The sequence below is a fragment of the Terrabacter sp. AAH1 genome, from assembly GCF_054456855.1.
The window spans coordinates 735,147-754,636 of sequence record NZ_JBTJJV010000001.1; the positions used below are offsets into that span (position 1 = coordinate 735,147).

A 19,490-nucleotide genomic window follows, 5' to 3' on the forward strand; every position below is an offset into this window, starting at 1 on the left:
CCCCGCATCCACCCCAGGAAGTGGGCACTCGACCCTCGAGTGCCCACTTCCCGACGCCCCACCCGTCGAGTGCCCACTTCCCGACGCCCCACCCGTCGAGTGCCCTCTTCCCGACACAATGGGAGCGTGAGCGAGCCGGGCGGAGACCTCGTCCTCGCCGACGGCCCCGGTCTGCGGCGCGGGCTCGTCATACCCGCCTCCGAGCTCCTCGAGCGGTTCAGCCGGGCGTCGGGACCTGGCGGCCAGGGGGTCAACACGGCCGACAGCCGGGTCGAGCTCGTCTACGAGCCGGGCACGTCCGTCGCCCTCTCTGCGGCACAGCGTGAGCGCGCCCTCGCAAACCTCGGCCCTCGTCTCGTCGGAGGCCGGGTCACGGTGGTCGCCAGCGAGCACCGGTCGCAGCTGCGCAACCGCGCCGCCGCCCGCGAGCGCCTCGCCGACCTCCTCCGTGAGGCTCTGGCTCCCCCGCCACCGCCGCGCCGCGCGACGAAGCCGACCAAGGGATCACAACACCGCAGGCTGGCGGGCAAGAAACGGCGCTCCGACGTCAAGTCCGGGCGGGGGCGCATACACCCGGACTGATCTCGGCCGTCGGGGACGGGCACTCGACGGGAAGGGTCGCCTCGGGAACTCGGCACCCGACGGGAAAGGTCGCCTCGGGAAGTGTGCACTCGACGAGGACCTGGTGTCGGGACCTGGGCACTCGACCCGGGAGGCGAGGGGTGCTTGCCGAGTCAGGCGTCGTGGGGTGGCGGGAGGACGGTGGTGTCGACGACGGCGTCGACGTCGATGGGGCCGTAGACGTGGGGGAACGTCTCGCCCGTCGCCGGGTCACCGACCTCGTGCACCACTTCAGGTGTCAGGCGTGACTCGTCGATGTGCAGCAGCACGAGCGGCCCGGCCACGTCGGCGTAGAACCGCGACCGCACGACCGGCCACTGCTGCTCCGACGACGCGTGGATGAAGCCCTCCTCCTCGAGCGAGACCCCGCGCGTCGAGCGCGTGTAGCTGCCGTCGCGCCGGGCCTGCTCCCAGTCGGCCTCCTCGGCCAGGTGGTAGATCATCCGCCAAGCCTGCACCCTTGGGGCCCGGCCGCAGGACACTGGGGAGAGATCTGTCGGCGGACGACAACCTCGGCGCGCCCTCACCGCGTTGAGAGTGCGTCCATCCACGTCGACCCAGGGGGTGTCCGGTGGGAAACATCGATCGCGAGGCCGACTTCTCGGCGTACGTGCGAGCGCGTCAGAAGTCCTTCGCCCGCTTCGCCTACCTGCTCACGGGTGACGCGCATGCCGCCGAGGACCTCGTGCAGTCGGCCCTCGCCAAGGCGTACGCGAAGTGGGACCACATCAGCGGCGTCGAGTCACCCGACGCGTACGTCCGCAAGATCATGGTCAACGAGCACACGTCGTGGTGGCGACGCACGTGGCGCCACCGCGAGCGGACCGACAGCGAGCTGATCCGCGTCATGGACCCGGCGGCGATCGACGCCCCGGCGCATGACAACGAGCTGTGGGCGCACGTGCGCTCGCTCGCTCCGCAGCAGCGGGCCGCCGTCGTCCTGCGTTACTACGAGGACCTCAGCGAGGCCCAGACCGCGGAGATCCTCGGATGCTCCGTCGGCACCGTCAAGAGCCACACGAGCCGCGCGATCCGATCGCTGCGCAGCACGATGAAGGAGGTCACGCCGTGAACACCCACGACCGGGAGCACGAGCTCCAGACCCTGCTGCGGCAGGAGGCCGACCGCGTCGAGGTGCCCGGGGACTTCGCCCCCGTCGCCATCGCCCGACGCCGTCGCGACCAGCGCACCCGCGCCCTCGTCGGCGCGACCGTCGCGGTGGCGGCCATCGCCATCGCGGTGCCGACCGTCTGGTCCGGCCGGGGCAACGCACCGGTGCCGGCCGTCCCCTCGACGACCACGTCGGTGCCGTCGCTTACCGGCTCCGTGTCGACGCCGCCCACCTCGCCGCCGCGGAGCGGCGCACCGGTCCGAGCCGTCGCGACGCGCTCCAACACGTATGCCGTGGACGACACGATCCGCGTCGGCGACACCGTCATCCGTCTCGAGAAGGGCACCGTCGTCGAGAGCTTCGCGGTGCTGGGCAACGGCGGTTTCGTGCTCATGTCGCGGCTGTCGACACCGAACGCGCAGACCGAGCTCGAGATCCTGTCGCCCACGGGCAAGACGGTGCGCGCCGTCCGCGACGGCGGCTCGTACGTCGTGTCGCCCGACGGCTCACGGGTGCTCGTCAAGAGCGGCACGTCGAACGCGGTCGCGGTCTACGCCGCGGACGGGTCGGTCGTGGCGCAGCGCCAGGACCAGCGCGAGGCCGGCGCGGTCGTCGGCGACGTCGCGTACCTGAACGGCGACGAGACCCAGGGCTCGCTCGAGTGGAACCTCACCACCGGCGCCACCCGCAGGCTCCCCGCGCACATCGTGGCGGTCTCGGCCGACCGCAGCCGGGCAGCGCTGTCGTGGAACGTCGCCAGCGACACGTTCGAGGACTTCTGTTGGGCCGTCGTCGACCTGACGCGGCCGGACTTCCCGAAGACGATCGAGCGCTGCGGGCAGAAGGGCAACCCGTCGATGTTCCAGCCGACGGCGTTCTCGAGCCGGGGCACCTACCTCGTCGGGTCGCACTACGTCGACGGCGGGTTCTGGTTCAGCGCCGGTGTCGTGCGGGTCAGCGACGGAGCCGTGGTCGTCGGCGGCGGCGACGCCGCGCGGCTCGTGTCAGGCTGGAGCTGGCACCTCGAGGCCGACGAGTCGACCTTCGTCATCTCGCGCAACACCTCCACCCCGGTGTCCCCGGCGACGCAGAACACCCTCCAGCGCTGCTCGCTCTCGATGCAGTGCCAGCAGGCGCAGCCGCCCCTGCCGGTCAAGGACCCGAACGGGTTCACGGAGCCGCGGTACGTGGTCCCCCGCTGACGACAGTGATCCCGTGCCGACCCGTCCGGCGAACTGAGCACTCGACGGGGGCCGGCCGCTCGGACAACTCGAGGACGTATGCCGTCCGCCCACCTCGGGCGGACGGCATACGCACGCTGTCGTGAGGTCTCAGGCGGTGGCGCGGCGCTCGCGCATCCCGACGAGCGTGAAGGCCAGGGCGCCGAGCGCGACGAGGCACAGCAGCGCCAGGCCGAAGCCGTAGCCGCCGAAGACCTTCTCGTAGGTGGCGCCCATGACGAGCGGCGGGAAGTAGCCGCCGAGACCACCGGCCGCGCCGACGAGACCGGTGACGGTTCCGACCCGCTCGGGCGGCGCGAGCCGCGCGACCCAGGCGAAGACGCCGCCCGTGCCGAGGCCGAGGAAGAACGCGATGGCGACGAAGGCGATGCCGGCGGGGAGCTCGAGCGGCGGCCGCAGGGCGAGCACCACGGCGAGGGCGGCGGTGCCGGCGAGCGAGATGGCGAGCACCGTCCGCGGGCCGATGCGGTCGCTGAGGATGCCGCCGAGCGGACGCGCGACGACCGCGGCGATGGCGAAGCCGGCGGTGCGCGTGCCCGCTGCCGTCAGGTCGAAGGAGTAGATGTCCTTGAGGTAGGTCGGCAGGTAGGTGGAGAAGGCGACGAACCCACCGAAGGCGACGGCGTACAGGAACGACATGCGCCACGTGACCGGCAGCTTGAGGGCGGCGGTCAGCTTCGGCACCACGGGGTCGGTGTTCGGCTTCCACACCGGCGAGTTGCGCATGCCGAACCAGCAGATCGCGGCGGTCGCGACGAGGGCGAGCGACATGATGATGTGCGTCGCCGTGTAGCCGAACCACGTCACGAACCGCGGCGTGAAGAAGGCCGAGAGCGCCGTGCCGCCCATCCCTGCGCCGAACACGCCGGTCGCGAACCCGCGCCGGGCGGGCGCGAACCACGCGTTGACGAAGGGGATGCCCACGGCGAAGGTCGTGCCCGCGATCCCGAGGAAGAAGCCGAAGACGAGCAGCAGCGCGAACGACTTGACGTTGCCGGCGAGTGCGACGAGCAGCACGAAGGGCACCGAGAGCAGCGTGAGCACCGGGAACATGAGACGCCCGCCGAACCGGTCGGTGAGAGCTCCGACGGGGATGCGCCCCAGGGACCCGACGAGCACCGGAGTCGCGACGAGCAGCGCCTTCTGGCTGCCCGACAACCCCAGCTGCTGGGTGTAGCGCACACCGAGCGGCCCGATGAGGTTCCACGCCCAGAAGGTCACGGCGAAGGCGAACGTGGCGAGGGCGAGGTTGCGGGTGTGGCCGGTCAACGGGGTGGTGGCCGTCGACGCGGCGGTGGTGCTGGCACTCATGAGTTCTCCTGTGAGCGATGGTTCGAGGTGGTCATCGGCGTTCCCGGTCGCTCGTGCCGACGCCGGACCAGCCCGGGCGGCTCGCACGCGAGCCGGTGCCGCGGGCGTCGCGCGAGCGGTAGACGATGTAGGGCCGGAAGAGGTAGTGCAGCGGTGCCGTGAAGGCGTGCACCAGCCGGGTGAACGGCCACAGCGCGAAGAGCAGCATCCCGACGATCGCGTGGACGTGGAACTGGATCGGCGCCTCCTCCATGGCGGCGACGTCGGGCTGCAGCAGGAACACCGAGCGGAACCACGGCGACACGGTCTCGCGGTAGTTGTGCGCCTCGCTGCCCGCACCGACGCTCACGAGCGTCGTCCACAGCCCGAGCACGATGGCCGCCACGAGGAAGACGTACATCAGCTTGTCGTTCTTCGTCGTCGCCATGAAGACCGGGCCGGTGCGGCGCCGCCGGTAGACGAGGATGAGGATGCCGACGAGGGTGCAGACGCCGGCGAGGCCGCCGAAGAGCAACGCGTTGAAGTGGTAGAGCCCCTCGCTGACGCCGACCGCCTCGGTCCACGCCTCGGGGATGACGAGCCCACCGACGTGCCCGACGAAGACGAGCAGGATGCCGAAGTGGAAGAGCGGCGAGCCGATGCGCAGCAGCCGGGACTCGTAGAGCTGTGACGAGCGCGTGGTCCAGCCGAACTTGTCGTAGCGGTAGCGCCAGATCGTGCCGCCGACGAGGCTCGCGATGCAGAGGTAGGGCAGCACGCCCCAGAGGAAGGTGCTCATGCTCGTGCCTCCTGGGGTGGGCTCGACGAGACCGGTTGCAGCGGGAGGAGTCTCGGGTCGTACGGCTCCAGCCCGACGCTCTCGGCCGGCTGCGGGCCCGTCATGCCGACCATCGCCATCACAGCCGCGCGGTCGGCCGGGGACTCGCCGGGCAGGGTGGCGCACACGCCTGTGGCCGCGGCGGCATACGGGCTCTGCCTCTCCTGCAGGGCGATCCGCAGCAGCTCGATGCTGGCGCGGTACTCCTGCAGCAGGGCGGCTCCGGCCTCCGCGTCGGCGCACGCTGCGAACTCGAGCACCATCGGCAGGTAGTCGGGCAGCTCCCCGTGCGTGTCGACGAGGAAGCCGCTGCGCCGGTATGCCGTCTTGAACCGTCCCAGCACCTCGCCGCGTCGCCGCGTGTCGCCGTCGGTCCAGTAGGACAGGTAGAGCGCGTGCTTGCGGCTCAGGTCGAACGTGTCGACGTACGCGCGCTGCAGCGACTCGAGCGGCTGCGACCCCAAGTGATCGACGAGGGTCACCAGCTCGCGCGCACCCGGCGAGCCCGCCTGCTCTGCAAGGGCATCGGCCAGCATCGGCAGTGCTGCGAGGAGGTCGCCGGTCGGGTAGTCGAGGCAGCGGGACGCGACGAGGTGCACGACCCGGTGGTCCGCGGACCGGACGCGCCGCTCCTCCGCGCGGCGGGCCCTCGAACGCAGGCCGATCACGGCGCCACCTCCCGCTCGGTGCCGCGATCGGTGCCACGCTCGTTCCCGCGCTCGTTCCCGCGCTCGTTGCCGGGGAAGAGGCCCGGCGGGGTGCCGTTGCCGTCCCAGTTGAGCAGGTTGACGCGGCCCCGCAGCTCCTCGCTCGACGTCGCCGAGTCCGTCGTCTGGCGCTGCTTGAGGGCGTTGAACGTCTCGACCGCGACCGGCGCGGGCCGGCCGCTCGCCTCGCCGAACGGCCCTGACTCGTACATGCCGGGCCCCTCGTCGTAGTCGAGCGAGCAGCCGAGCTCCTCGAGCTCGTGCGCGCGCTCGACGTGCGCGGTCGGGATGACGTAGCGATCGTCGTACTTGGCGATCGCCATGAGGCGGTACATCTCGTAGAGGGTCTCCTCCTCGAGCCCGACCGCGGCCGGGATGGACGGGTCGCCGTCGCGGCCCAGCGACACGTCGCGCATGTAGGCGCGCATCGCGGCGAGCTTGCGCAGCACACCGGTCACGATGTCGGCGCGACCCGCCGTGAACAGCTCGGCGAGGTACTCGACGGGGATGCGCAGCGCCTCGATGGCCCCGAAGAGCACGTCGCGGCTCTCGGCGTCATGGCCTTGTGACGCAAGCAGATCCACGACGGGCGACAGCGGCGGGACGTACCAGACCATCGGCATGGTGCGGTACTCCGGGTGCAGGGGCAGCGCGACGCGGTACTTCTTGGCCAGGGCGTAGACGGGCGAGCGCCGCGCCGCGTCCATCCAGTCGTCCGGTATGCCGTCGCGCCGGGCCGCCGCGACCACCTCTGGGTCGTTGGGGTCGAGCATGAGGTCGAGCTGCGCCTCGTAGAGGTCGCCCTCGTCGGGCGTCGCTGCTGCCGCCGTGACGCGGTCGGCGTCGTAGAGGAAGAGGCCGAGATAGCGCAGCCGGCCCACGCACGTCTCGGAGCAGACGGTCGGCAGGCCCACCTCGATGCGCGGGTAGCAGAAGGTGCACTTCTCTGCCTTGCCGCTCTTGTGGTTGAAGTAGATCTTCTTGTACGGGCAGCCGGTGATGCACTGGCGCCAGCCGCGGCACCGGTCCTGGTCGACGAGGACGATGCCGTCCTCCTCGCGCTTGTAGATCGCACCGGACGGGCACGACGCCATGCACGACGGGTTGAGGCAGTGCTCGCAGATCCGGGGGAGGTAGAACATGAAGGTCTGCTCGAGCTCGAAGCGGATCTTGTCCTCCGACTGGCGGCGCACCTTCTCGACGAGCGGGTCGAGGTGTCCGAGCTGGCTCGTGCCGCCGAGGTTGTCGTCCCAGTTCGCCGACCAGGTGACCTTGGTGTTCTCGCCCGTGATGAGCGACTTGGGCCGCGCCACCGGGAAGTCGTCGCCGAGGGGCGCCTCGACGAGCGTCTGGTAGTCGTAGGTCCACGGCTCGTAGTAGTCGGCGAGCTTGGGCTGCACGGGGCTGGCGAAGATGCCGACCAGCTTCTGCACGCGGCCGCCGGCCTTGAGCTTGAGGTTGCCCCGGCTCGTGAGGGTCCAGCCGCCGCGCCACGTCTCCTGGTCCTCGTAGCGGCGCGGGTAGCCCTGTCCGGGGCGGGTCTCGACGTTGTTGAACCAGACGTACTCGGTGCCGGCGCGGTTGGTCCACGCCTGCTTGCACGTGACCGAGCACGTGTGGCAGCCGATGCACTTGTCGAGGTTCATCACCATGCCCATCTGGGCCATGACACGCATCAGTACGTCACCTCCTGCGAGCGCTTGCGCACGGTCGAGACCATGTCGCGTTGGTTGCCGGTGGGGCCGAGGTAGTTGAAGGTGTAGGACAGCTGGGCGTAGCCGCCGATGAGGTGGGTCGGCTTGACCAGCAGGCGGGTCACCGAGTTGTGGATGCCGCCGCGCCGGCCGGTCGCCTCGGACTTGGGGACGTCGATGGTGCGCTCCTGCGCGTGGTGCACGTAGACGACGCCCTCCGGCATCCGGTGACTGACGATGGCGCGCGCGACGAGCACGCCGTTGGCGTTGGTGCACTCGACCCAGTCGTTGTCGCTGACGTCGATCGAGCCGGCGTCCTGCGGGCTCATCCACACCGTCGGGCCACCGCGCGACAGGGAGAGCATGAGCAGGTTGTCCTGGTACTCCGAGTGGATCGACCACTTGCTGTGCGGGGTCAGGTAGCGCACCGTCACCTGCTTCGCGCCGTCCGGTCCGAGCTTCGGCTCACCGAAGAGCCGGTGCATGTCGAGCGGTGGCCGGTAGATCGGCAGGGCCTCCCCGACGTCCAGCATCCAGTCGTGGTCGAGGTAGAAGTGCATCCGTCCCGTCAGTGTGTGGAAGGGCTTGAGCCTCTCGATGTTGACGGTGAACGGCGCGTAGCGTCGGCCGCCGGTCTCGGAGCCCGACCACTCGGGTGAGGTGATGACGGGGACGGGCTGGACCTGCGTGTCGGCGAAGGAGATCCGCTTCTCCTCGGCACCCTCGGCGAGGTCGACGAGCTTCTTGCCGACCCGCTCCTCGAGGGTCTTGAAGCCCTGCACGGCGAGGTGCCCGTTGGTCGTTCCCGAGAAGGTGAGGATGGCCTCGGCGAGCTTCTCGTCGGTGTCGATCGCGGGCCGCCCGTCGCCGGCGCCGCCGAGCATGACGCCGTTCTTCCTGGCGAGCCGCTGGGCCTCCTCGGCGACCTTGAACGTGACGTTCTTGACGGTGAAGCCGAGGGTGTCGGCGAGCGGGCCCACCGTCGCGAGCTTCTCGGCGATCGCGGTGTAGTCGCGCTCGACCACGTGGAAGACCGGCATGGTGCGCCCCGGCGTGCCCGGCTCCCCGGTGCTGCGCCAGTCGACGACGCGACCGCCCGGCTGGGCGGTCTCGCCGGGGGTGTCGTGCATGAGCGGCACGCTGACGAGGTCCTTGACCGTGCCCAGGTGCGTCTTCGCGAGGTCCGAGAACTTCTGCGCCAGGAGGTGGAAGAGGTCGAAGTCGCTCTTGGCCTCCCACGGCGGGTCGATCGCCGGCGTGAAGGCGTGCACGAACGGGTGCATGTCGGTCGAGCTGAGGTCGTGCTTCTCGTACCAGGTCGCCGCGGGCAGCACGATGTCCGAGAGCAGTGTCGTGGAGGTCATCCGGAAGTCGGCCGACAGGAGGAGGTCGAGCTTGCCCTGTGGTGCCTCGTCGTGCCACTTCACGTCGGCCGGCCTTGGTGTCACGGGGTTCTCGCTACCGAGGACGTTGTGGTGCGTTCCGAGCAGGTTGCGCAGGAAGTACTCGTTGCCCTTGGCGGAGCTGCCCATGAGGTTGCTGCGCCAGAGCACGAGGGTGCGCGGCCAGTTCTCGGGGGCATCGACGTCCTCGATGGAGGCCTTGAGGGTGCCGTCGTGGAGCGCACCGGCCACGTATGCCGCCGCGCTGGGGGCGGTGCCCGCCTCGACGGCGGCCTCGGCGTCCTCGGCGACCTGGATCGGGTTCGTGCCGAACTGCGGGTAGAAGGGCATCCACCCGAGACGCGCCGACTCCGCGATCGTGTCGGCCGTGTGCTTGCCCGCGAGGTGGCCCTTCGCGAGGGGTGACGCGAGCGAGTCGGCGGAGTACCCGTCGTTGCGCCACTGGTCGGTGTGCATGTACCAGTACGCCGTGCCGATCATGGTGCGCGGCGGCCGGCTCCAGTCGAGCGCGTTGGCGAGACTGATCCAGCCGGTGATGGGGCGGCACTTCTCCTGCCCGACGTAGTGCGCCCACCCGCCGCCGTTGCGGCCCATGCAGCCGGTGAGGATCAGCAGCGACAGGATCGAGCGGTAGGTCGCATCGCCGTGGAACCACTGGCAGATGCCGGCGCCCATGATGATCATCGAGCGGCCTTGTGACTGTTCGGAGTTCGTCGCGAACTCGCGCGCCACCCGGATGCACTGCTCGGCCGGGACACCGGTGATCTCGGCCTGCCACGCGGGCGTGTAGGGCGTGGCGACGTCGTCGTAGCCGGTGGGCCACTCCCCCGGCAGCCCGTCGCGAGCCACGCCGTACTGGGCGAGCATGAGGTCGAAGACGGTCGTGACGAGGTGTCCACCGACCCGGCGCGCGGGGACGCCACGGCGCAGGACCGACCCCGACCCGTCGGCCTCGAGGAAGGCCGGCAGCAGCACCTCGACCTGCTCGGCGCCCGGGCCGGCCATCGTCAGGGCGGGATGCACCCCGTCGAGGTCGAGGTTCCAGCGGCCCTTGCCGGAGTCCGCGTAGCGGAACCCCATCGAGCCGTTCGGGACGACCGGCTGGCCGGTCGCCTCGTCGAGCAGCACTGTCTTCCAAGCGTCCTCGTCGGGCGGCGATGCCGGAGAAGCCCCAGCCGCCAGGTCGGTCGCCGTCAGGAACTTGCCCGGCACCGACCGTGGCGCCGCCGTGTCACCCGACCCGGCGGCATACGCCCCCTCGGCGGGGTCGAGGCGGATGAGGAAGGGCAGGTCGGTGTAGGTGCGCACGTAGTCGGTGAAGAAGGGCACCTCGCGCTCGACGAAGAACTCCTTGAGCAGCACGTGGCCCATCGCCATGGCGAGGGCGGCGTCGGTGCCGGCCTGCGCTGGCATCCACTCGTCGGCGAACTTCGTGTTGTCGGCGTAGTCGGGGCTGACCGTGACGACCTTCGTCCCGCGGTAGCGGACCTCGGCCATCCAGTGCGCGTCGGGGGTGCGCGTGACGGGGACGTTGGAGCCCCACATCATGAGGTAGGTCGCGTCCCACCAGTCGCCCGACTCGGGCACGTCGGTCTGGTCGCCGAAGACCTGCGGGCTCGCGACGGGCAGGTCGGCGTACCAGTCGTAGAAGCTCGTCATGACGCCGCCGATGAGCTGGATGAAGCGGGTGCCGACGCAGTGCGACACCATCGACATCGCCGGGATGGGCGAGAAGCCGGCGACGCGGTCGGGGCCGTACTCCTTGATGGTGTGCACGTGTGCGGCGGCGGCGATCTCGACGGCCTCGCCCCACGATGCCCGTACGAGGCCGCCCTTGCCCCGGGCGCTCTGGTAGCGGCGGCGCTTCTCGGGGTCGGTGGTGATCTCGTGCCACGCGGCGACCGGGTCGCCGAGACGCGCCTTCGCGTCGCGGTACATCTCGAGCAGCACACCGCGGACGTACGGGTAGCGCACCCGTGTGGGCGAGTAGGTGTACCAGGAGAAGGCCGCGCCACGCGGGCAGCCGCGCGGTTCGTACTCCGGCCGGTCGGGGCCGACGGAGGGGTAGTCGGTCTGCTGCGTCTCCCACGTGATGATCCCGTCCTTGACGTAGACCTTCCACGAGCAGGAGCCGGTGCAGTTGACACCGTGCGTGGAGCGGACGACCTTGTCGTGGCTCCACCGGTCGCGGTAGAACACGTCGCCGGCGCGGCCGCCCTCCCGGAATACCGCTCTGCCGTCAGCGGACTCGTCCCACCGGGTGAAGAACCGGCCGGCCTTGAGCAAGGCGGCCGACGCGGGGCCGTCGATGCCGGGGGCTCTGGGACCGGGCACGCTCGTGCGTTCTCCGCTCGCCGTGGTCGCTCTCTCAGTCACAGGTCGCACTCCCTTGCGCTCCGTTGCTGGCACACGCCACCCCCGGGGGGCGTCGTCACGAGCACCCTGTCACGGGTGTGGCCTGTGTGACTAGGGCTACGACCCGATGTGGTTTCCACCTGATACTCCTCCTCGAGAGCGGGTGAGGGTGTCGACTTCGGCCCACTCGGGGCCACCGAGATGGATCGCCGCGGCCGGGAAGAGCCCGTTGTCCTCGCGGTCGATGTGCTCGCGCAGCAGCTTCTCGAAGCGGGCGAACTGTTCGACCTGGCCCGACCCGATGCGGGAGAGCAGGTCATCGAGCTCGTCGTGCTCGTCGCAGAGGGCGCCGATGTGGTCGGTGAAGAGCTCGTCGCGCGCCATGACCGTGAAGAGGCCGGCCTCCTCCGACGCCACGTGCGGGTCGAGGTGGGCGGCCAGCTGCTCGACCGCCGCGCACCGGCGAGGCTCGTCGTCGAGCGAGCGCCGGAGCTCGCCGAGGTGGTTGACGATGTGCTCGTGCTCGGCCATGAACCGGCCGATCACCTCGAGGTCGGCACAACCGCAGTAGCTGCACATCATCGGCTCCCGTCGAGAGCGGCGGTCTCGGTCGTGGTCTGTGTGGTCACGGGCGCACCTGCACGACGCCGTGCGCCCCACGTTCGGCGTCGGCCATGACGTGGCTGACGAAGGGGTAGTGGCCGGCCTCGTCGAAGACGGTCCCGACGAACCCGCCCTGGCCCGGGCCGAGCGAGAGCGACTGGCTGCCGCCGCGGGCGGTTCCGGGCCGCAGCAGCCAGGCGCCTTCGGCGTAGGCCGTGTCGAACTGCGCGCCGACGACGTGGAAGCTCGTGGGGCGGTTCGGCCCGGCGTCCAGCACCCAGAGGCGAACTCGCTCGCCGACGCGCGCGTCCAGCGGTGACGTGTCGTACTGTTTCGCGACCCCGTTGAAGGCGAGGAGGTCGGGCGCGTCGGCCTGCGCCTTGGCTGCGTCGACCTCGGCGGCAGACCCGCGGGAGGTGTCCGCGCCGAGGTAGAGCTCCGACTGCACGAGAACGTAGGAGCGGTCGACGGCGGGCAGGCCGGGCGGTTCGATGACGACCGCGCCCACGAGACCCGCGGCGATGTGGGCCGACATCGGCATGGTCGAGCAGTGGTACATCCAGATGCCGGCCCGGCTCGCGGTGAACCGGTAGACGAGGCTGCCTCCGGGCGGCACCGTGCGCATCACGTCGTCGGGCGCCCGCGAGCCCGCGTGGAAGTCGACCGAGTGGCCGATGGAGGCGTGGTTGACGAGGGTGACCTCGAAGACGTCGCCCACGCGCCCGTGCAAGGTGGGTCCCGGACTCGATCCGTTGAACGTCCACCGCCGCTGCCACCGTCCCGGCGCCACCTCCTGCTCGGCCTCTCCGACGGTGATGGTCACGCGGTGGAGGCGCTCGCTCGTCAAGGGCGGCAGCGCGGGGTCGTATGCCGTGTGGCCCGGTGACAGGGCCCCGGTCGCCGGCCCGGAGGTCGGGTTCGCCGTCGCCGCGTGGTCGTGGGGGCCCGCGGCGTCCGCCGGCGACACGTCACCGGAGACGATGACCTGTAGGAGCATTCCCATCTGCCGGTGGCCGACCACGGAGCACCAGCCCTCGAGAGGCCCGCTGACGACACCCGCGTCCAACGTCGCGGAGGCGCCAGGCGCGAGCCGCGGCGTGCGGTGACCGCCGGCCAGCACGAGGTCGTGCGTGGTGGTGCGGTCGCGGTTGGTCAGGCGGATGACGAGCCGGTCCCCGCGCGGCACGGTCACCGCCGAGGGGCTGAACGCCATGCCGTCCGCCGCGACGTCGACGGTGGTCGTGTGCCCGGTGGGCGTCACGGTGTCTCCGGTCCCAGCGCCCGTGGCCGTCCCGCCGAGACCCAGACTCGCGGCGACCACGAGGGCGACGAGGGAGACCGCAGCCGGCAGCTGCGTCGAGGACCAGAACGGCCTCTCCCCCAAGGGAGCTCGTGTCACGCCGGCCGGCGCGGCGGCCGTGGCGGCGGTGTCGGCGGCGGTGTCGGCGGCCCGGCGCGAGCGCACGCTCGCCAGCACGGCGAGCACCGTGAGCGGCAGGAAGGCCGCGACCGAGACACCCACGAGCACCGCAGCAGCCACCCGAGTGGCCGCGGGCAGGGGCAGCAGCCACAGGACGAGGCCGAGGTTGAGCGCGGCGACCCGTGTCGGCGCGGCCCGCTCGAACCAGCCGAGACCGGCGCGGACGGCGGTCGGACCACCTCCGAGGACGCTCGGCACGAGATGGCTCAGGGCCGCGAGCACGAGCTGGAGCGCGAAGCCGACGGCCACCGCGGCGGCGACGCGGTCGTAGCCGTCGCCCACCTGGGGCCAGTCGGTCGCACGAGCGACGAGCACGGCGACACCGACCACGCTCGCGACGAACCACGCGAGCGCGCAGGAGGCGGAGACCGTGGCGAAGCGGCGCGGCGGGTTCCTCCGCGCGGGGGCGAGGAGGGCGCGGGCCCACCAGCCCAGCCCGGCGGCATACGCAAGGAGTGCGGTCGACGTGAGCGCCCGCGAGCCGAGGAGGGCACCGGCTGCGGCCGTGAGCACGGCGAGTGTCAGCACCGGAAGCGCTCGGCGCGACAGCGATTCCGCGCGATCGTCCATGCGCGCACGCAGCATCGTGGGCCAGAGCGTGACGAGCGTGCCCGCCACGGTGAGTCCGAGCCAGCCGAGCGCCATGGTCATCGAGTGGGCGACGAGCAGGCGCGTGTGCCACGGGTCGGCGGGGTGTCGCGCCAGCAGGACGCCGAAGGTCGCTCCGACGGGCATGCACGCGGCGGCCACGAGGTAGTAGCGGATGGTGACCCGGAAGCGGCCGGGCAGCGCGATGCGGAGCCGGCGCCAGAGCTGCGCGCCGTGCCAGGCGACGGCGGCCGCAGCCGTCACGGCGCCGGCGAGCGTGACCCACCACCAGCCGGTCGGCACGCCGACGAGGACGAGGAACGAGCCGAGGAGCAGCATCGCGAGCCGGCGCCCCTGCTCCCTGCGGCCGTCGACGGTCGGGGGCGTCTTCAGCAGGGCCTGCGCGAAGTGCGTGCTCCACACCATCACGGCGTGGGTGACCGCCCCGAGGAGCACGAGGTGGACGACGAGCCAGTCGGCGGCGGGCAGGGCACGGCCGAACGCGGCGACGACGAGAGCGGCGGTCAGCCACAGGGTCGTCGGGTGGTCACGCAGGGCCCAGGCGCCGCGGCCGGGCAGGGCGCCGACCGGTGGGCGCTGGGACGTCGCCGTGGTCGTCTGCGGGTCGGTGGTCGTCACGGGCGGTCGTGGGCTGTCGTGGGCGGTCGCGGTGCGTGGTCGGGCGTCAGGCGCGGCGGCTGAGCCGGAGCGTCCAGGCCTCGGGCCCGCGCTCGAGGTAGGTGACCTCGACGGCCTCACCCTCGCGACCGGCGATCTGGGCGAGCAACGGCTTCGGGTCGTGGGGTGCGACGAGTCGCATGGACGACCCGGCCGGCACGGCTGCCAGGGCGCCGAAGACCGTGCCGTGGCGCAGGGCGTGCGGGATGGCGCGGACGTCGAGCTCGGGCTCACCGCTGTCGGCGCACCCGCAGCCGCACGCGGGCTTGCTGACGTCGGAGACGGGAAGGGGGGCGGGCACGGTCACGGTGAGCTCCTGGGATTGCGTGGGGCCATGTATTTATTACACTGCTTGTGTGAAAACTAGCCGACGGGACGGAGCCGCGCCAGTGAGGGTGCCCTTCCCTGCCGTCCGGCATGCTGGACCGATGGCCGAGCGAACGGGACCCACTCCTCTGCCCGAGGTGTCGTCGGCGAGGGGCAAGGTGCTCTCGGCCCTCGCCACCCACGAGGACGGCGGGCGCCCGGCCACCATCGCCGAGCTCGCCGAGTCGCTCGGCGGGCACCCGAACACGACCCGCGCCCACCTCGGCCGACTCGTCGACGACAGCCTCGTCGAGAGGGTCGGCATCGAGAGCGGCGCACGCGGGAGGCCGGCGCACGGCCACCGGCTCACCCAGCGAGGGCGACTGGCGCTGGAGGCCGCACGCGACGCGCGGCCCGTGTCCACCGACGAGCTGGTCCTGGCGATGGCCGAGCACCTCGCCACGACACCGGACGCCGAGCTGCACGCCCGGGCCATCGGGCGGCACTGGGCGGCCCAGCTCGCCGACGAGGACGCGACCGCCGGCGCCCCCCTCGACCAGGTCGTCTCGCTGCTCACGACCGCCGGCTTCTCGCCGGAGGTCGACGCGACCGGCGACGTCGCCCTGCGCACCTGCCCGGTGCTGCGCTCCGCGCGGGAGCACCCGGAGGTCGTGTGCACCATGCACGCGGAGATGCTGCGCGCCACGCTCGAGCGATCGGGGGGCGGCGACATCGAGGTCGGGCTCGTCCCCTTCGCCCGTGAGGGCGCCTGCCTGGTGAGGCTCACGAGCGCCGCCGGCCAACCGCTCGACCAGGTCGGCAGCGTCGACCGGTAAGAACGAGCTCGCGCGCTGCCGCCAACAGGTCGTGGCCACGTCGGCCACCTGACAGGAGGCACGACATGACCCGCACGAGAACGTTTCGGCGACAGATGATCTCGCTGGTGGCTCTCCTCCTCGGAGCCCTGCTCGGCACGGTCCTGGCATCCGGCATGGTGTCGGCCAGGGCGGGAGACACGACCGTCACGTCCGTCACGGCCCATGCGTCGCATGCGGCCGTCGCCACGACACCGAGGACGTCGCGAGCCGCCTTCCACGACCAGATGCGCAAGCTCTGGGAGGACCACGTGACCTGGACGCGCCTCGCGATCGTGACCTTCGCCGCCGGGTCGGCGGGCTTCGACGCCACGGCCGCCCGCCTGCTCCAGAACCAGCGCGACATCGGCAACGCCATCGCGCCGTACTACGGGACCGCAGCCGGCAACCGGCTCACCGCCCTGCTGCACGACCACATCACCATCGCCGTCGAGGTGCTGCGGGCCGCCAAGGCCGGCGACACGGCCGCGTTCACCGCCGCCGACGCCCGCTGGTACGCCAACGCGAACGACATCGCCGACTTCCTCGCCGCCGCGAACCCGCGGTCCTGGCCCAGGGCCGTCATGCGCGCCGACATGCAGGCGCACCTCGACCAGACCCTCGCCGAGGCGGCTCACGAGCTCGGCGGGCAGTACGCCGCGAGCGTCACCGACTACGAGGCGGTGCACGCCCACATCCTGATGATGGCCGACCAGCTGAGCGCCGGCATCATCGCCCAGTTCCCGTCCCGCTTCCGCTGACGTCACCGGGACCGGAACGCCGCCCTCCGCCCCCTTCTCTCCCTTTCATCGAGAAAGCAATCCGTCCGCGGACGGATTGCTTTCTCGATGAAGAGGGAAGGGACTCACGGGGTGAGATCGGCGGTGCGGAGCTGGTGCACGAGGATGGCCAGCCGGGGCTCGACCCGCAGCAGGCGCACCTTCGACCACGTGTGCAGCAGTGCCGTGAGGAGGTCGATGGTCTCCCACAGCAGCACCCGTGGCTGGGTGACCGGCGCGTGCCCGCGGTACGCGTCGACGAAGAGGTCGCAGAGGTCGTCGAGCAGCTCGAGCCGGTCGGCGAGCAGGTCGGCGCGGTAGCCCTCGGGAGCCGTCGCGAGCGCCGTGACCCCGATGTCGCGCAGCTTGCCGCGGAAGCGTCCGAGGTCGAGTGCCGGCTCGGCCATCGCCGCCCCGTCGAAGTCGATGAAGCCCGGCCGACCGCCGCCGAGGAGCACCTGGGCCGGCCTGAAGTCGTGGTGCGCGCTGACGAGCGGGTCGGGCCCCGTGGCGCGGTCGAGCGCCTCGAGCCGGGTGAGCATCGGCTCCCCCGCCTCCCGCAGGCCGGGGACGGTGAGCGACAGGCGGTCCAGGACCTCGCGCGTCTCGGCGACCTCGTCGGTCCACGCGACCGAGCGGCTGTAGCGGGCGCCGCTGGTGTGCAGTACCGCCAGGGCTTTCGCCGTGCGGCGCAGCTGGGCCCGCAGGTCCTCCAACAGGGCGGGGTCGCTGCGCTCGAAGGCCAGCCGCGCCAGCTCCTTGAGCGTCTGGTCCTCCGGGACGGGACCCTGGAGCAGCACCCGCTCGTCGGGCAGGTAGCCCAGGGGTTCGGCGAGCAGCACCTCGTCGCCACGGGCGAGCCCGGTCTGCCAGAGCGCGGTCATCGCCTCGTGCGCGACCGCTCCCTTGTCGCCTTGGTGCGTCTTCGCGACGACGGGGTTCGGGAACCGGCTGGAGGGCGGGTCGTAGGCGAGGTCGTAGAGGATGGTGCACCGGCTGCCCGGCTTGTAGCGCACGACGTTCGGCGTGCTGGAGGCCACGGTCGCGGTCGGGTAGGCGCCTGCCCGGAGCATCCGCTGGATGATGCGGGCCGAGGCGCCCGGTTGGGTCAGGGCGCCGAGGCTCGGCAGCCCGGGGTCCTCGTCCTCGGTGCGCAGCCGGAGACGCAGGTCGGGCAGGAAGAGCTCGTAGCCCGGCTGCCCGAAGCCGACCCTCTCCGTCGACGTCGCCGGCTGCGCTGGCTGTGACGGCGCCGGGTCGGGTCGCGTCGGCGGGAAGAGCTCGCCCACGAGCACGACCTCGACGGGCTCGCTCTCCTCGGTGGGGCCGCCCGGCTCTGTCGGCGCGCTCGCGGGCGCGACGACGGCTCGGCAGCGAGCGAGCCAGCTCGCCTCCTTGGCACGCAGCCGGTCGGCGCGGCACTCGAGCAGCGCCAGCCGCCCATCTCGGAGCTCGGGCACGTGGGCGCGCAGCGACGCCTCGAGGCGGCCGGGAACCATGAGCGCGGCCAGCCAGTCGGGCAGCTGGGCGAAGGGCCCGAGGGCGTCGACGGCCTCGTCACGGGTGGTCGTGGTCATGGGTGCCTCCCTGGGGCGAGGTCGTTCGGCGGGCCGGTGCTGTCGGGTCGGTGCTGTCGTCGTCGAGCAGGTCGAGCGCCAGCGCGGACCGGGCGCCCTTGATTCGTCGAGCCGCCCGCAGGGCGATGAGCGCGAGGTCGAGCCGGCGGTGGGCTCGGACGCGCGCGTCCAGCGCGCTCGGGTCGGTCGCACCGGTCAGGGGGCCGTATGCCGTGAGGAAGGCAGCGTGCGCCCGTGCCGTCACCGACGCCCACCTCGAGGCCGTCGAGGACTCGGAGGTCAGGGAGGTCTCGGAGGACTCGGAGGACTCGGAGCGGGCCGTCCGGACGTGCTCGTAGGCGAGGAACCTGCCGATGTCGCCGGCCGGGTCGCCGAGCGCCACGGTGTCGAGGTCGAGCAGGCCCAGGCCCCCTGGCACCCTGACGAGCTGGCCCGGCGTGTAGTCGCCGTGGCACAGCACCGCATCGGCGGGGTCGGGCGCGTGCTCGTCGAGCACCGCGGCCGCTCTCCGGATGGCGTCGTCGACGCGTTCGGCCAGCGCGGGCCACAGCGTCCCGACGAGTCGCTGCTCGGCGCGCACGCGGCTCACGTGCTCGGTCGCCGTCACCCTCGGGAGGCGGCCCGACGGGTGATGATCGTGGAAGGCGCGCAGGGCGGTCGCGACATCATCGACCGTCAAGGGCAGCGCCGTGGCCGGGCGATCGTCCGGTGCACCGGCGGGAGCCTCGGGTGCCGAGAGGGACTCGAGGAGGACGGTCCGCAGCGCGGCGTCGACCGCGAGCACCCTCGGCAGGCGCACGACGAGCCCGACGGACGCGAGGAGGCGATCGACGCCGACGGCACGCAGTCTCTGCGCAGCCGTCGTGGCCGCGTCCGCACGCGCGTACACCTTGGCGTACGCCTCCGTGTCGCCCACCTGAACGCGCAGCACGCAGGCCCCCTCGCGGGGGTGGTGCACGACCGTCGCGCGGTAGCCTGATCCCGTTGCGCCGGAACGGGGTCCGAGGCCGGCGGTTCGTAGCAGCGGCTCGAGTGCGCCACCCCTCAGCAGTGCAGCGAGGCTCGGCAGCAGCGGGTCGTCGGGGAGCTCCGAGACCGACCGCGCGCCGCCCTCGTCGTGGACGAGCAGCGTCAGCTCCTCCGCCGGGCCGAATCCGTCGAGCTCGACGCCGACCCGCCACGTCAGGTCGCCGGGTCCCCGGTGGAGCGCGGAGTGGGTGCGCACGTGCGACACCGTGCGCCCGGGGTGGTGCTCGGCGACCCAGTCTGCCGCCAACCGCTCACCCGTCCACGGATCGAGGGCGCCCGTCGTCGACGGCGGCGGAGCCATGGCCGCCCATCGGGGAGGCGTCGACGGCCCGGCGG

Annotated in this window: 16 protein-coding genes; 5 read left to right on the top strand and 11 right to left on the bottom strand. The window is 71.9% G+C overall.

What is annotated here, in order from left to right; genetic code table 11:
• The first annotated feature begins 126 nt into the window (after window positions 1-126).
• Entirely contained in the window at window positions 127-582 is a 456-nt protein-coding gene (gene arfB / locus ACXR8F_RS03455) for an alternative ribosome rescue aminoacyl-tRNA hydrolase ArfB (protein ID WP_045190878.1), read from the top strand.
• 152 nt (window positions 583-734) lie between these two features.
• Here the strand turns inward: arfB and ACXR8F_RS03460 are convergent, their stop codons facing one another.
• Window positions 735-1,064: a DUF952 domain-containing protein gene (locus tag ACXR8F_RS03460; RefSeq protein WP_045190879.1), complete on the bottom strand. Its 330-nt coding sequence runs from the start codon at window positions 1,062-1,064 to the stop codon at window positions 735-737.
• A gap of 128 nt (window positions 1,065-1,192) precedes the next feature.
• Between ACXR8F_RS03460 and ACXR8F_RS03465 the strand changes: the two genes are divergently transcribed.
• The gene (locus tag ACXR8F_RS03465) at window positions 1,193-1,693 is read left to right on the top strand and encodes a SigE family RNA polymerase sigma factor (protein ID WP_458798735.1); all 501 of its coding nucleotides are present in this window, start codon (window positions 1,193-1,195) and stop codon (window positions 1,691-1,693) included.
• Complete coding sequence (locus ACXR8F_RS03470) at window positions 1,690-2,934, top strand: hypothetical protein (RefSeq protein WP_458798736.1); 1,245 nt, start codon at window positions 1,690-1,692, stop codon at window positions 2,932-2,934. The genes ACXR8F_RS03465 and ACXR8F_RS03470 overlap by 4 nt, the downstream gene beginning before the upstream one ends.
• 129 nt (window positions 2,935-3,063) lie before the next feature.
• Here the strand turns inward: ACXR8F_RS03470 and ACXR8F_RS03475 are convergent, their stop codons facing one another.
• From ACXR8F_RS03475 to ACXR8F_RS03510, 8 genes are all read right to left on the bottom strand, one after another.
• On the bottom strand, window positions 3,064-4,284 hold the full coding sequence (locus ACXR8F_RS03475; protein ID WP_458798737.1) for a nitrate/nitrite transporter: 1,221 nt from the start codon (window positions 4,282-4,284) through the stop codon (window positions 3,064-3,066).
• Window positions 4,285-4,315: 31 nt separating this feature from the next.
• A complete protein-coding gene (gene narI, locus ACXR8F_RS03480) occupies window positions 4,316-5,062 on the bottom strand; it encodes a respiratory nitrate reductase subunit gamma (protein ID WP_045190883.1) in 747 nt (248 codons plus the stop codon).
• Entirely contained in the window at window positions 5,059-5,769 is a 711-nt protein-coding gene (gene narJ, locus ACXR8F_RS03485) for a nitrate reductase molybdenum cofactor assembly chaperone (RefSeq protein WP_458798738.1), read from the bottom strand. The genes narI and narJ overlap by 4 nt, the downstream gene beginning before the upstream one ends.
• Window positions 5,766-7,484, bottom strand: a complete 1,719-nt coding sequence (gene narH / locus ACXR8F_RS03490) for a nitrate reductase subunit beta (RefSeq protein ID WP_458798739.1) — start codon at window positions 7,482-7,484, stop codon at window positions 5,766-5,768. The genes narJ and narH overlap by 4 nt, the downstream gene beginning before the upstream one ends.
• Window positions 7,484-11,239, bottom strand: a complete 3,756-nt coding sequence (locus ACXR8F_RS03495) for a nitrate reductase subunit alpha (protein ID WP_458798740.1) — start codon at window positions 11,237-11,239, stop codon at window positions 7,484-7,486. The genes narH and ACXR8F_RS03495 overlap by 1 nt, the downstream gene beginning before the upstream one ends.
• A gap of 138 nt (window positions 11,240-11,377) precedes the next feature.
• Window positions 11,378-11,839: a hemerythrin domain-containing protein gene (locus ACXR8F_RS03500; RefSeq protein WP_045191083.1), complete on the bottom strand. Its 462-nt coding sequence runs from the start codon at window positions 11,837-11,839 to the stop codon at window positions 11,378-11,380.
• 46 nt (window positions 11,840-11,885) lie between these two features.
• Window positions 11,886-14,570 carry a multicopper oxidase domain-containing protein gene (locus ACXR8F_RS03505; protein ID WP_458798741.1) on the bottom strand — a complete coding sequence of 895 codons (2,685 nt, stop codon included), beginning with the start codon at window positions 14,568-14,570 and terminating at the stop codon, window positions 11,886-11,888.
• Between the two features lie 46 nt (window positions 14,571-14,616).
• Window positions 14,617-14,916 carry a DUF2249 domain-containing protein gene (locus ACXR8F_RS03510; protein ID WP_045190886.1) on the bottom strand — a complete coding sequence of 100 codons (300 nt, stop codon included), beginning with the start codon at window positions 14,914-14,916 and terminating at the stop codon, window positions 14,617-14,619.
• Between the two features lie 121 nt (window positions 14,917-15,037).
• Here ACXR8F_RS03510 and ACXR8F_RS03515 point away from each other — a divergent pair, with 121 nt between their 5' ends.
• Together ACXR8F_RS03515 and ACXR8F_RS03520 are read left to right on the top strand one after the other, a co-directional pair.
• Window positions 15,038-15,751, top strand: coding sequence for a helix-turn-helix transcriptional regulator (locus ACXR8F_RS03515; protein WP_458798742.1), 714 nt, complete (start codon window positions 15,038-15,040; stop codon window positions 15,749-15,751).
• 65 nt (window positions 15,752-15,816) lie between these two features.
• Complete coding sequence (locus ACXR8F_RS03520; RefSeq protein WP_458798743.1) at window positions 15,817-16,530, top strand: hypothetical protein; 714 nt, start codon at window positions 15,817-15,819, stop codon at window positions 16,528-16,530.
• A 104-nt stretch (window positions 16,531-16,634) separates the two neighbouring features.
• Here ACXR8F_RS03520 and ACXR8F_RS03525 read toward each other — a convergent pair whose 3' ends face one another.
• Window positions 16,635-18,125: a phosphotransferase gene (locus tag ACXR8F_RS03525; protein ID WP_458798744.1), complete on the bottom strand. Its 1,491-nt coding sequence runs from the start codon at window positions 18,123-18,125 to the stop codon at window positions 16,635-16,637.
• Window positions 18,106-19,455 carry a phosphotransferase family protein gene (locus ACXR8F_RS03530; RefSeq protein ID WP_458798745.1) on the bottom strand — a complete coding sequence of 450 codons (1,350 nt, stop codon included), beginning with the start codon at window positions 19,453-19,455 and terminating at the stop codon, window positions 18,106-18,108. Before ACXR8F_RS03530 ends, ACXR8F_RS03525 begins: the two co-directional genes overlap by 20 nt.
• Between the last annotated feature and the right edge of the window lie 35 nt (window positions 19,456-19,490).

Coding starts and splice junctions, on each gene's coding strand:
- ACXR8F_RS03460 (WP_045190879.1), bottom strand. CDS start 1,064: ATGATCTACCACCTGGCCGAGGAGGCCGACTGGGAGCAGGCCCGGCGC.
- ACXR8F_RS03475 (WP_458798737.1), bottom strand. CDS start 4,284: ATGAGTGCCAGCACCACCGCCGCGTCGACGGCCACCACCCCGTTGACC.
- narI (WP_045190883.1), bottom strand. CDS start 5,062: ATGAGCACCTTCCTCTGGGGCGTGCTGCCCTACCTCTGCATCGCGAGC.
- narH (WP_458798739.1), bottom strand. CDS start 7,484: ATGCGTGTCATGGCCCAGATGGGCATGGTGATGAACCTCGACAAGTGC.
- ACXR8F_RS03500 (WP_045191083.1), bottom strand. CDS start 11,839: ATGTGCAGCTACTGCGGTTGTGCCGACCTCGAGGTGATCGGCCGGTTC.
- ACXR8F_RS03515 (WP_458798742.1), top strand. CDS start 15,038: ATGGCCGAGCGAACGGGACCCACTCCTCTGCCCGAGGTGTCGTCGGCG.
- ACXR8F_RS03520 (WP_458798743.1), top strand. CDS start 15,817: ATGACCCGCACGAGAACGTTTCGGCGACAGATGATCTCGCTGGTGGCT.
- ACXR8F_RS03525 (WP_458798744.1), bottom strand. CDS start 18,125: ATGACCACGACCACCCGTGACGAGGCCGTCGACGCCCTCGGGCCCTTC.
- ACXR8F_RS03530 (WP_458798745.1), bottom strand. CDS start 19,455: ATGGCTCCGCCGCCGTCGACGACGGGCGCCCTCGATCCGTGGACGGGT.